This window comes from Clostridium tarantellae (assembly GCF_009295725.1).
Classification (GTDB): domain Bacteria; phylum Bacillota; class Clostridia; order Clostridiales; family Clostridiaceae; genus Sarcina; species Sarcina tarantellae.
In genome coordinates, this window is record NZ_WHJC01000083.1 from 1 (window position 1) to 12,454 (window position 12,454).

Sequence of the window (12,454 nt, forward strand, 5' to 3'; positions counted from 1 at the left end):
TAAATCTATTATCAGTATTTTTTTTAGTCATCATATTTATCACCCAATATTATTTTATAAGAAAATGGAAAGGCTGTCGACTTTGTCGACAGCCTGAAATGAGTAGTTATATAACTACTCATTTTTTTAGTTATATAAAACATAAAATTTCTGAAAAAATTCAAAAAAATTTTTAGAAAATAAAATTATAAAAATATATTTTTATAATTAAAAGTAAAAAAATAAGAAAATAATTAAAAATATAGTGGAAAAATAAAAAATATTAAGATGAAAAAAAGGAATATTGTGAATTTGTGTTTAAAGTCGTATATATCGACAATATTTAGTATATATGATAAAATTAATAATAAGATTAATGTAAATTAGAATTGATATTTTAAATAAAGAGTCGATACCTAAATTAGGCTGGGATAACTTTATCTTTTCTTAATTTGGGTTTTATTTTTTCACGGTATATTAATAGGTATAGGAGTATGATGGATATGATAATAGAAAAAATTCTTAATAATAATGTTGTAGTATCAATTGATCCTAAAAGTAAAAAAGAAGTCATACTAATGGGGTGTGGTATTGCTTTTAAAAAACAGGTGGGGCAAGAAATAGATGAAAATAGGATAGAAAAAAGATTTACCATTGATAATAAGACCATGGGAGATAAAGTTAAAAAATTAATTAATCAAATTCCAGATGGAATATTTCAATTAGCCCAAGACATAATTATCCATGCAGAAAAAACTCTTAAAATAAAGTTAGATAAGCAAGTCTATATTTCTTTAGCAGACCATATAGCTTTTTGTATAAAAAGATATAAAAAGAATATTAAAATTGAAAACGAATTATTACATGAAATTAAAAGAATTCATAAAGAAGAATTTAAAATAGGATTATGGGCAGTAGAATATATAAATAAAAGAGTGAACATAAATCTTCCAGTAGATGAGGCTGGATTCATAGCTTTACATATTGTTAATGCTATGTATAAAGAAACCTCCGTAAAATCACAGGATATGACTAAAATAGTTAATGGAGTATTGAATATAATAAGAGATACTTTTTCTATAAAATTTGATGATGAAGATTTAAATTATGATAGATTAATAACTCATTTAAAGTATTTTGCTAAGAGAGTAATTTCTAAATCAGTTGTTAATGGAGAAGATGATACATTCATTGATTTAGTAAAATTTAATTATAAAGAGTCCTATGAATGTGCTATAAAAATAAAAGAATACATACAAAAAGAATATGATTATACTATTAATAATGATGAAATAGTATATTTAACATTACATATACATAGAATAAGATCCGTAATGAAACATGAAGAGTATATATTATAAGTTAATAAAAAGAATTAATATTAAATAGTAATATTAGTTCTTTTTTTGTTATAATAATTGTAAATAATAACAATGAGGTGTGTTATGGAAAAGGTAATAGATATTTATGAAAAAAAAATAAACCATTATAAAGAACAGTTAGAAAAATTAAATAAAAGTTACAATGTAATAAGTATTTTGAGATTATTAACTATAGTAATTACAGCAGTTTTTATGTATTTAGCATATAAAAATAGCTATATTTTATATCTAATATTAGTAGTATTTTTAGGTGTAATCTTATTTTTATATTTAGCTAAGATTCATGAGGGACAATACAATAAAAAAGTTAAAATTTCAGAACTTGTAAAGATAAATGAAAATGAAATTAGTAGAAATAATGGTAAATGGAAAAAGTTTAAGGATAAAGGAGAAGAATATTTAGACTTAAAACATAGCTTCATAAATGATTTAGATGTGTTTGGAAAAAACTCCTTATTCCAATGGATAAATACAACTAAAACAATTTATGGAAGAAGTAAATTAAGTGCTTTGTTAAAAATGAAAAAGCTTCCTAATAAAGATGAAGTTTTAAATAGACAAGAATCTTTAAAAGAATTAGCTGAAAAATTAGATTTTAGACAAGAGTTAATAGCTAGTTTAAAGGTTAAAAAAAATAATAATGATGAAGAAAGTTTTTTAAATCAATGGGTAAAAAATAGAAATGAAAAAATCTTTTCATTAAAGGTAAGACTTTTAAAAATTATATTACCTGTAATTAATTTTTTAATATTAATTTTAGTAATAGCTAATGTAATTACATGGCATTTTATTATAATATCTTTAATTATTAGTTTTCTTTTTTTAAGAACAATAAATAAGGAAGTATTAGATGGTCTTTTAATATTTGAAGAATTAAAATATAAAATAAAATCTTATGTAGATTCAATAGAATTAATAGAAAAAGAAAATTTTAAAACTGAAAGTTTAAATAAGCTTAAAAGTAATTTTGAAAATAATAAGAAAGCTAGTGAAAAACTAAATGATTTACAAGGTATAACTTCATGGCTATATGATAGAGGAAATGCTTTTTACATAATCTTTAATACTTTTTTATTATGGGATTATCAAATGATTTATAAATTAGAAAAATGGAGAATTGCTAATGGAGATGAACTTATAAATTGGTTAGAAACATTAGGTGAGTTTGAAGCATTAATATCTTTATCTTCATTAATATATAATAATCCTAACTGGTGTGTACCTAGCATAACTGAAGATAAACATTTAGAGGGAACTAATGTATCACATCCAATATTAGGAGAAAGTGCCGTTGGAAATAGTTTCTCTATAACAGATAAAAAAAGAGTTCTACTTATAACTGGTTCTAATATGTCTGGTAAAAGTACTTTTTTAAGAACTGTTGGATTTAGTGTAATAATGAGTTATTTAGGTTTAAATGTAAGGGGAGAAAGCTTTTGTACGCCTATATTAAATATATATACATGTATGAGAACAGCAGATAACTTAGAAGAAAGTATATCTTCATTTTATGCAGAAATTTTAAGAATTAAATCAATAGTAGAGGGCAGTAATAGAGGAGAAAAAATATTATTTTTATTAGATGAAATATTTAAAGGAACAAATTCTTTAGATAGACATTTAGGAGCAGAGGTTTTAATAAATCAATTATTAAAAGGTGATACTATTGGATTAGTTTCAACTCATGATTTAGAACTTTGTGAAATGGAGAGTGAAGACAATAGAATAGGAAATTATAATTTTAGAGAGTATTATGAGAATAATAAGTTAAGATTTGACTATAAGTTAAGAAAAGGAGTATCTAAGACAAGAAACGCAAGATATTTAATGAAGATGGCTGGAATTGATATATAAAAGGCTTTAGGTATAAAATTTAGACAAACAAAATAAAATTTGTTATAATGAAAATAGCATAATAATAGTAAAGAAAAAAGCCTGTTAAGGCTTTTTTTGTTGTGTTAAAGTAGAAAATACTTTAAAAGTTCTTAAGAGAAAATTTCTTATTCATGTAGGAGGAATATTAATTGTTTACAGAAAAAGTAAAAGCTAAAGAATATTACATAAAAGACTTATTAAATGATAAATTTTTATTTGAAATTCCAGATTATCAAAGAGCATATTCATGGACTAAAGAAAATATAAAGCAGTTAGTAGATGATATATGTGATGCTATAGAGTTAAATAAAGAACAAAATGCAAATGATTTTGAAAATCTTGAACCATATTTTATAGGTAGTATAGTATTATGTTCAAAGGAATATAAAGATGATGGTTCAGGATTATATGATGTAATTGATGGGCAACAAAGGTTAACATCACTTATAATGCTTATAGCTACTATAAGAGATTTAGTAGAAAATGAAGCTTATAAAAATGTTTTATCATCATTAATATATCAAAAGCCAAATGAACTTATGGGAGTAAAAGAAAACATAAGAGTTAAAGTAAGAGGTAAAGAAGCTGATTTCTTTAAAAAATATGTTTTAACAGAAGGTGGAACTAAAGAAATATCAGAAGTTAATATAAATGACATATCAGAAGCTAAGAGAAATATGGTTAATGCTATAAATGTTTATAAAGAAAGCTTTATAGATGAAAATGGTGAACTTCTAAATAATAAATTAAATGAGTTTATTAAATATCTTTTACAAAAAGTTGTATTAGTAGTAATTACAACTGATTCCTTTACATCAGCATTTAGATTATTCAATGTTATAAATGCAAGAGGATTACCTTTAACTAATGCAGATTTACTTAAAAGTGAAAATTTAAGAGTAATTAATGAAGATAATAGAGAAAAATATACAGATATATGGGAATGTAATGAGCAAGACTTAGGAAAAGAAAAGTTAGAGCAATTAATAGGATTTATGAGAACTATGAAGCTTAAGAAAAAAGCTGCAAATACAATTTATGAAGAATTTAATAAAAAGATATTTGTTGATGAACCTAATTACATAGGAGAGAATTTTATAGATCATTTAAATGATATAAAAGGTATTTATACTAAATATATTGAAGAGGCAATTGTAGAAGAATTAGATAAAGATAGTGCAACATATTATAAAAATTTAGTAACTATAATGAAAGATTTCTTACCATATGAAGAGTGGATGGCTGCTATAATAAGATTTGTAGAAAAATTCCAAAATGCAAAAATGACTTTAGAATTTGTAAAGTTATTAGAGAAGAGATTAGTTATAGATTGGATTAATGGAAATTCTTTTGCAGATAGATTATCAAGAGTTTATAAAATTATAGAAACTATAGATAATAGTGAATCCTTTGAAACTTTAAAAAATTCAGAAGTATTTAATGCTGATATAGAAAGAACAACTGCTTACTTTAAAAATTCATTAAATGATATAGAATTTTATAGCAAAGGAAGAATGATGATTCCTAAATACATATTAATAAGATTAGATATGGAACTTAGAAGTAATGAAGCTATAGAATATAATAACAAAATAATGTTAGAACATGTATTACCAAGAAATGCAAAGGATACATATTGGTTATCTAATTTTAATGTAGAACAAAGAAGAAATTGGGCTAATAGACTTGGTAACCTTGTTATAATAAATGGTGCTAAAAATACTAAAGCTAATAATAAAGCATTTGCAGAAAAGATAGAGCAATACTTAAGTAAAAAAGGTGATTTTGCAATAACTAATGAAGTCAATGCTCTTAAAGATTGGGATATAGATATATTAACAAATAGACATGAAGATTTAGTTCAAAGAGCATTAGATTTATGGACTAAATTTTAAGAGTAGATAAGTTATAATATTATAAATGCATTAAAATATAAATTAAACTGTAGATAATTTAATAAATTAAAGAATAAAAAAATCAAAATATTTATGTATATTTTGATTTTTTTTAATAATAGAATTTATATTAATAATCATATAAATCAACAATTGATTATGTTGTAATAAAAGTTAAAATATGTTAAATTTAAAAGGGATAATTATAGAGGGTAGGAGGTTATATTATGAGCAAAAAATGTAAAAGAATAATTAATTGTATTATAGCAGTTGCGGTTGTATCTTGTACAATAGCTTCTTTTAGCAATACTATTAATGTAAAAGCTTTAGATGAAACAAAGGTAGTTGTTAATGAAGATTTAAGGTATAAAATTGAAAAACCAAAAAATTTACAAGCTGTAGATATTACAACAGCTAGTTTAAAATTAACTTGGCAAGAGCCAAATGAAAATGTAAATGAATATATAATTTTACAAGATGATAAAGAGATTGCAACAGTTAAGAATGATGCAAACAGTTATGTTATTAAAGGATTAGATGAAAATAAATTATATGGATTTAAAGTTATTGCAAAATATAATAATGGTAAAAAATCAAGACCAGCATATATTAGAGTTAGAATGAACAATGGCAATTATGATATAGAAACTCCTAATAAAGTAGAAAAATTATATGCTAAAGAAATAACAAATAATGATGTTTTATTATCATGGGAAGCTCCTAAAAATAATGTTGAAGTACTACAATATATAATATACAAGGATGGAGAGCTAATTAAAGAAATTCCAGCTACAGCTACAGATTGTTCAATTGATGAATTAAAATCTAATACCTTATATGGTTTTAAGGTTGTTGCTGAAACCACATATGGAAAAACATCAAGAGGAAAAGCAATAAATGTAAGAACAAATAAATAAAATAATTATTAACAAAAAGGGCTGTGTAAAACAGCTCTTTTTATTGTAAAAAATAAAATTAAAATCTTTAAGTGAAAAAATAGTTATTTTATGGCATAATTATATATGGATATAATTGTGAGAGGATGTAAGCAATGGGATATGTAATTATAGATTTAGAGTTTAACAATTTGCAGAATATAACTAAATACTATCCTAATATTTACAAAGAAAATAAAGAATTAAGAGATAGTAAAGTAGATAATGAAATTATTGAGATAGGTGCTGTTAAGCTTAATAAATTTATGCAAAAGGTTGATGAATACAGAACATTTATAAAACCTTCTGTATTTAAAGTAATAAATCCTAAAATAGTACAAATAACAGGTATAACTCAAGAACAAATAGAGAAAGGAATTTCTTTTCAAAAGGCTATGGATCAGCTAAAGAGCTTTTTTGAAGAAGGTGATATTTTATGTTCTTGGGCTACAGATGATATAGTTCAAATTATAGAAAATGCAAAATACCACGGTTATGAGGATATTAATTGGATAAAAGAATATTTAGATATACAAGAGTATTGTACAAAGATGTTAGCACATAAAAAATCTTTAAGTTTAAAAAATGCATTAGAAGAATTAAAAATAAAAGTAGATAAAGGTAGTTTACATGATGCATTAAATGATGCTAGCTATACTGCTGAAGTATTTAAAAGATTATATAACAATAAAGTAGTTAAAGGTTATATAGTAAAAGATGTTTACAGTATGCCTTCAAGTAGAGTAAAGGATTTAAAAAACTATAATGCAGATAATATTAAAGTAAACTTTGTTTGTCCAAAATGTAAAATAAATGTGGATATAGAACATCCATTAAAATTATTTAGTTGGAGATTTATATCTATAGGAAAATGTCCAAAATGTAAAAGTAATATTTTGCAAGAAGTAATTTTAAAAAAAACATTAAGTGGCGATATTGTTTATAATAATATAAATACTTTTATAAGTAATATTGAATATATAGACTATGTTTATAAATTTAAGAGATTAGAATCAAGATAAAAATTAAGTTTTTTAAATTATCTAACAATTTGGACAAACTTATGTTAAAATAAAATTGGAAAATATAAAAAACTATTTTAAGAAAGAAAGGGACCAATATGAATATTGCTTTTTTTCTAACACCCAAAAATGAAGTTGTATATGAAAATTTAGATGGAACTATGAGACAAGTTATAGAACGTATGGAGCATCATGGTTATACTGCAGTTCCATTAATTAATAATGAAGGAAAGTATGTAGGAACTTTAACAGAAGGAGATTTACTTTGGAAGTTAAAAAATACTCCTGAATTAAATTTTAAAAACAGTAATAATGTAAAAGTAAAAGATATACCAAGAAGATTTAAACACAAAAGCGTGTGTATAAATGAGAATATAGAAAGTTTAATATCATTAGCTATATCTCAAAATTTTGTACCAGTAGTAGATGATGAAGGAATTTTTATAGGCATAATAAAAAGAAGTGATATAATAAACTATTGTTATAATAGTTTATATAAGAAGAAAACAAGTTAAGGTAACCATTAAGGTTACCTTAACTTGTTTAAGCTATTTTATTTTTAATTTTAATAATATAGTTTAAATTTCTAATAATATATAAAAAATACTTATAAACAATAAAAATGAATATGAGTATTTAAGCTACTATTGTTTTATAATAGCTTAGATAGTAAAATGAAGTTGTTTAAATGATAACTAATGAAATAAAGGAGGCTTTATTATGACAATAAAACCAAGAAAAATAGCAGTAGTAGGAACAGGACTCGTTGGATCAAGTTGTGCCTTTGCTTTAGTTAATCAATGTGTATGTGAAGAAATATTAATGATTGACATAAATGAGGAAAGAGCTAAAGGAGAAGCTTGGGATTTAACTCATGGAGTAGAATTTATGTCTCAAAGAACTAAAATAAAAAATGGTAGCTATGCAGAGTGTAAAGATGTAGATGTGATAATAATAACTGCAGGTGCTCCACCAAAGCAAGGACAAACTAGATTAGATACCTTAGGAGTAAGTGCTAAAATATGTGAATCAATAGTAAAGCCAATTATGGATTCAGGATTTAATGGAATATTTATAATAGCATCTAATCCAGTAGATATAATTACTTATCATGTGTGGAAACTATCAGGATTACCAAAAAATCAAGTTATAGGCACAGGAACTACAATTGATACATCAAGATTAAAAAACTTTTTAAGTCAGTATTTAGATGAAGTAGATGTAAGATCAATACATGCCTATTCTATGGGAGAACATGGAGACTCTCAAATGGTTCCATGGTCTAATGTAAGTATTGCAGGTAAAGCTTTCTTAACAATGAGAAAAGAAAATGAAGAATTAGCTAAAATAAATTTAGATGAAATAGTTGAGAAAACAGCAAAAGCAGGTTGGGAAATATACGCTAGAAAAGGTACAACTTACTATGGAATAGCTTCTTGTACAGTGGGAATAATAAAATCAATATTCCACGATGAGAAAAAAATATTACCTGTATCTGCATTGCTTAATGGTGAATATGGGGAAGAAAATGTTTATGCAGGTGTTCCAACTATTATAGGAAAAAATGGAGTAGAAAAAGTTATAGAAATAGATATGACTTTAGAAGAATTACATAAATTTAAAGAATCTATAAATATTTTAAGAGATTATATGAGCAAAATAGGATATTAATACATATTTAATTCAGTCAGTATTTAATTATAAATGCTGACTGACATTTATAATTAAATATTTTTACATTTAGTAATTTTTAAAGAGTTAAATTAAGCAATATTAAAAATAATACAAAAGAAGAAATCATATATATTTTTTTATTATTCTTTAAAATTCAAAATATAAAGAATGAAAGGAAAAAGATTATGAATAAGAAAAAGTACATAATGGATAGAGTTTTTAAAGGCTCTGCAGGATTAGCACAAGGAATTTTTGTAACATTAGGTATAGGGCTTTTATTAGATAATATAGGAAAGATTTTAAATATTCAGGTATTAATGACTATAGGAGCAGTTGCTAAAAATTTAATGTCTCCAGCTATAGGAGCAGGTATTGCTTTTGCATTAGGTGCAAATTCATTAACCATATTTTCAGCTATGATAACATCAACTTTAGGTGCAGCCGCAATGACAATAACTCCAGGAGTAGGTATATTAATAAAAAGTGGAGAGCCTATTGGAGCTGTATTAGCAGGAATAGTTGGTACTTATGTAGGAAAGAAAATAGCAGGTAAAACTAAAGTTGATATGATGATAGTGCCTTTATCTTCTGTATTAATTGGTGGTTTATTTGGATTTTATTCTGCTAAAGTTATTACACCTACATTAAATTACGTAGGAGGAGTAATTACGGGAGCTACTCAATCAAATTTATTAATTTCTTCTATTGTTATTGCTGTATTATGGGGAATTTTAATAATGTCTCCAGCTTCTTCAGTAGCTTTAGCTATAGCATTGGCATTAAATTCAGAAGCATCAGCAGCAGCATTAGTAGGATGTACAGCTCAGTTTATAGGATTTACTATTATGTCATTAAAGGAAAATGATATAGGTGGAATTATGGCTATATTTTTATGTACACCAAAAATTCAATTGCCTAATGTAACAAAAAATATAAAATTAATGATACCAACCTTAATAGCTTCAGCTATATCAGCACCTATAGCAGTAATTCTTTTAAATTTAAGAGCTGATTCTACCATTGCAGGAATGGGATTAAGTTCATTTGTAGCACCTATAAATATAATATCTAATCAAGGCATTAATGCTTTAATTTTAGGATTTATAGTTGGATGCGTTATTATACCAGCTATTATAACTTATATAATTTATAGTTTTATGAAGAATAAAGGTATTATTAAGTCAGGAGATTTAAAATTACCCAAATAATTAAGTATAATAAGAGTTAAGAATTTATCTTAACTCTTATTTTTAAAATTAATTTATAAATAAATTTAAAAAACAAGAGTAGTGTATAATAAAAATGAGGTGATTATTATGATAGTAATACTATCGCCAGCTAAAACTATGGATTTAAGTAAAAATAATTTAAAAATAAATACAACTACTCCCTTGTTTTTAGAAGAAGCAGACATTATAATGAATAAATTAAAAAAATTAGAAGTACATGAATTGGCTTCACTAATGAAAATAAATGAAAAATTAGCTACTTTAAATTTTATAAGAAATCAAGATTGGAAGAAATTTTATGGTGAAAATGAAAAAGCTTCTTTATTTTGTTTTAATGGAGAAGTTTTTAAAGGATTAAATGCAAAAGAATTTTCCGATGAAGATTTAAAATTTTGTAATGATCATTTAAGAATATTATCTGCACTTTATGGTATGTTAAGACCTTTAGATGGAATTAAACCTTATAGGCTAGAAATGGGGACAAAAATTAGTATTAATAATAAAAAAAACTTATATGATTTTTGGAGTGAAAAACTTACATCAAAAATTATTGATGAAGTAAAAAAAGATAATGAAAAAATTTTAATAAATTTAGCTTCTGAGGAATATTATAAAGTATTAGATATTAAACATGATATAAGACAAGTAAATATTATGTTCAAAGAAAGAAAAGGGTATAACTATAAAATTATAACTATATATGCTAAGAAAGCAAGAGGGCTAATGGTTAACTATATAGTTAAAAATAGAATAGATAATCTAGAAACACTAAAAAATTTTAATGAAGAAGGATATGTTTTTAATGAAATTTTATCTGATTGGAATAATTTAATATTCACTAGAGAGTAAATATTAAATTAAAGGATAAAATAAAATTGGTAATATTTTAAAATTAAAATATAAAATGTAAAGGAGAATTTTGGGTATGAGCAAAATGATTTTAGAGATTGATGGAATGTCTTGTTCACATTGTGTAAATCATGTAAAAAATGCACTATTGGATTTAGATGGAGTAGATGTATTAGATGTAGAGGTAGGAAAAGCAATTATAGATGCTGATGCTAACGTAACAGAAGAAGAATTAAGAGATTTATTAGAAGAAGAAGGATATGAATTAATATCTATAGAGTAAAGAAAGGTTACCCATAGGTAACCTTTTTAATAATAAGAGTTTTACTTGTACTCTTTTAAATACTTATGTAAAATAAGACTATAATGTAAAAGTCTACTATAAGGAGTTGTTTACTGTGGAAGAAAATATGTCAATGAAGGACTTAATGGATAGCTTTGAGTTAAAGCATTTTCATAAAGGAGATATAGTAAAAGGAAAAGTAATAAGTGTTAAAAATGATGAAGTAATTGTAAATATAGGACATTTTGCAGATGGAGTTATTCCTAAAAGTGAAATTTCAAATAATAAAGATTTTAATATAGATGATATTAAAGTAGATAGCGAAATATATGTTATGGTATTAAGTGGAGATGATGGAGAAGGCAATGTACTTTTATCAAAGAAAAAAGCAGATTCTATAAAAGTTTGGGATGATTTAGAAAAAGATTTTGAAAAAGAAAATTTAATAAAAGTTAAATTTTCACAAGTTGTTAAAGGTGGAATAGTTGGAGATTTAAATAGTGTAAGAATATTTATGCCTGCATCTCAATGTGCTTCTAGAAGAGTTGAAAATTTAGAGGAACTTATAGGAAAAACTTTAGATGTTAAAGTAATTGAATTTGAAAAAAATAAGAAAAAGGTAGTAGTATCAAGAAGAATTGTAGAAGAAGAAATTAAAAATAAAGAAAAGCAAGTTTTATGGAAATCTATAAAAGTTGGAGAAAAAAGAAGAGGAAAAGTTGTTAAACTTGTTAAATTTGGTGCATTTGTTGAAGTGAGTGGAGTTCAAGGGTTAGTACATTTAAATGATCTTTCATGGTCAAGAGTTAATAAGCCAGAAGAAGTTGTTAATGTTGGAGATGAAGTGGAAGTTTATATTCAAGAAATAGATATGGATAAAGAAAGATTATCTCTTTCTTTAAAAGATGTAGTTAAAAATCCTTGGCATACATCAATAAAAAAATATAAAATTAATGATATATTAGATGGTGAAGTTAGCAAATTTATAAAGGCTGGAGCTTTTATAGAGATAGAACCAGGAATAGAAGGTTTTGTACATTTATCAGAAATTTGTTATGACAATATAGCTAAAGCTTCTGATGTATTACAATTAGGTCAAAAAGTAAAAGTTAAAATTTTAGATATAAATGCTGATGAGCATAAACTGTCATTAAGCATAAAAGATGCTAGTGAAAAATCAAAAGAATATTTAGAATATAATGATAATGAAGAAGGGTTTTCTTTGGGAGATTTGTTTAAAGATTTTAAATTTTAACAATTAAGCATCTTATGTAACAAAAAATTTAGGTATTATGCTAAATTTTTGTTATAATAAATATAATATAAAGTAT

11 protein-coding genes are annotated in these 12,454 nt (G+C 24.3%); all 11 read left to right on the plus strand.

What is annotated here, in order from left to right; all coding sequences use genetic code 11:
• Nucleotides 1-482 precede the first annotated feature (482 nt).
• The 11 genes from licT to rpsA all read left to right on the plus strand — a co-directional run bounded on the left by licT (nt 483) and on the right by rpsA (nt 12,378).
• Nucleotides 483-1,340 (plus strand): BglG family transcription antiterminator LicT, encoded by an 858-nt coding sequence (licT, locus tag GBZ86_RS07420; protein ID WP_152889250.1) that lies wholly within the window; start codon nt 483-485, stop codon nt 1,338-1,340.
• An 84-nt stretch (nt 1,341-1,424) separates the two neighbouring features.
• The gene (locus tag GBZ86_RS07425; protein ID WP_152889252.1) at nt 1,425-3,215 is read left to right on the plus strand and encodes a MutS family DNA mismatch repair protein; all 1,791 of its coding nucleotides are present in this window, start codon (nt 1,425-1,427) and stop codon (nt 3,213-3,215) included.
• Between the two features lie 170 nt (nt 3,216-3,385).
• The gene (locus GBZ86_RS07430) at nt 3,386-5,131 is read left to right on the plus strand and encodes a DUF262 domain-containing protein (protein ID WP_152889254.1); all 1,746 of its coding nucleotides are present in this window, start codon (nt 3,386-3,388) and stop codon (nt 5,129-5,131) included.
• A gap of 227 nt (nt 5,132-5,358) precedes the next feature.
• Nucleotides 5,359-6,048, plus strand: a complete 690-nt coding sequence (locus GBZ86_RS07435) for a fibronectin type III domain-containing protein (protein ID WP_152889256.1) — start codon at nt 5,359-5,361, stop codon at nt 6,046-6,048.
• Between the two features lie 134 nt (nt 6,049-6,182).
• Nucleotides 6,183-7,088, plus strand: a complete 906-nt coding sequence (locus GBZ86_RS07440; RefSeq protein ID WP_152889258.1) for a 3'-5' exonuclease — start codon at nt 6,183-6,185, stop codon at nt 7,086-7,088.
• Nucleotides 7,089-7,186: 98 nt separating this feature from the next.
• Nucleotides 7,187-7,603, plus strand: coding sequence for a CBS domain-containing protein (locus GBZ86_RS07445; protein WP_152889260.1), 417 nt, complete (start codon nt 7,187-7,189; stop codon nt 7,601-7,603).
• A gap of 205 nt (nt 7,604-7,808) precedes the next feature.
• A complete protein-coding gene (locus GBZ86_RS07450) occupies nt 7,809-8,759 on the plus strand; it encodes an L-lactate dehydrogenase (protein WP_152889262.1) in 951 nt (316 codons plus the stop codon).
• 188 nt (nt 8,760-8,947) lie between these two features.
• Complete coding sequence (locus GBZ86_RS07455; RefSeq protein ID WP_207707432.1) at nt 8,948-9,970, plus strand: PTS sugar transporter subunit IIC; 1,023 nt, start codon at nt 8,948-8,950, stop codon at nt 9,968-9,970.
• Between the two features lie 108 nt (nt 9,971-10,078).
• The gene (gene yaaA, locus GBZ86_RS07460; protein WP_152889264.1) at nt 10,079-10,840 is read left to right on the plus strand and encodes a peroxide stress protein YaaA; all 762 of its coding nucleotides are present in this window, start codon (nt 10,079-10,081) and stop codon (nt 10,838-10,840) included.
• A 76-nt stretch (nt 10,841-10,916) separates the two neighbouring features.
• The gene (locus GBZ86_RS07465; RefSeq protein ID WP_152889266.1) at nt 10,917-11,123 is read left to right on the plus strand and encodes a heavy-metal-associated domain-containing protein; all 207 of its coding nucleotides are present in this window, start codon (nt 10,917-10,919) and stop codon (nt 11,121-11,123) included.
• Nucleotides 11,124-11,238: 115 nt separating this feature from the next.
• Complete coding sequence (gene rpsA, locus GBZ86_RS07470; RefSeq protein WP_327444531.1) at nt 11,239-12,378, plus strand: 30S ribosomal protein S1; 1,140 nt, start codon at nt 11,239-11,241, stop codon at nt 12,376-12,378.
• Nucleotides 12,379-12,454: the final 76 nt, after the last annotated feature.

Bases quoted from the DNA above. Each gene is read 5' to 3' on its own strand.
- licT (WP_152889250.1), top strand. From the start codon at position 483: ATGATAATAGAAAAAATTCTTAATAATAATGTTGTAGTATCAATTGAT.
- GBZ86_RS07445 (WP_152889260.1), top strand. From the start codon at position 7,187: ATGAATATTGCTTTTTTTCTAACACCCAAAAATGAAGTTGTATATGAA.
- GBZ86_RS07425 (WP_152889252.1), top strand. From the start codon at position 1,425: ATGGAAAAGGTAATAGATATTTATGAAAAAAAAATAAACCATTATAAA.
- GBZ86_RS07440 (WP_152889258.1), top strand. From the start codon at position 6,183: ATGGGATATGTAATTATAGATTTAGAGTTTAACAATTTGCAGAATATA.
- GBZ86_RS07450 (WP_152889262.1), top strand. From the start codon at position 7,809: ATGACAATAAAACCAAGAAAAATAGCAGTAGTAGGAACAGGACTCGTT.
- GBZ86_RS07435 (WP_152889256.1), top strand. From the start codon at position 5,359: ATGAGCAAAAAATGTAAAAGAATAATTAATTGTATTATAGCAGTTGCG.
- GBZ86_RS07455 (WP_207707432.1), top strand. From the start codon at position 8,948: ATGAATAAGAAAAAGTACATAATGGATAGAGTTTTTAAAGGCTCTGCA.
- GBZ86_RS07465 (WP_152889266.1), top strand. From the start codon at position 10,917: ATGAGCAAAATGATTTTAGAGATTGATGGAATGTCTTGTTCACATTGT.
- yaaA (WP_152889264.1), top strand. From the start codon at position 10,079: ATGATAGTAATACTATCGCCAGCTAAAACTATGGATTTAAGTAAAAAT.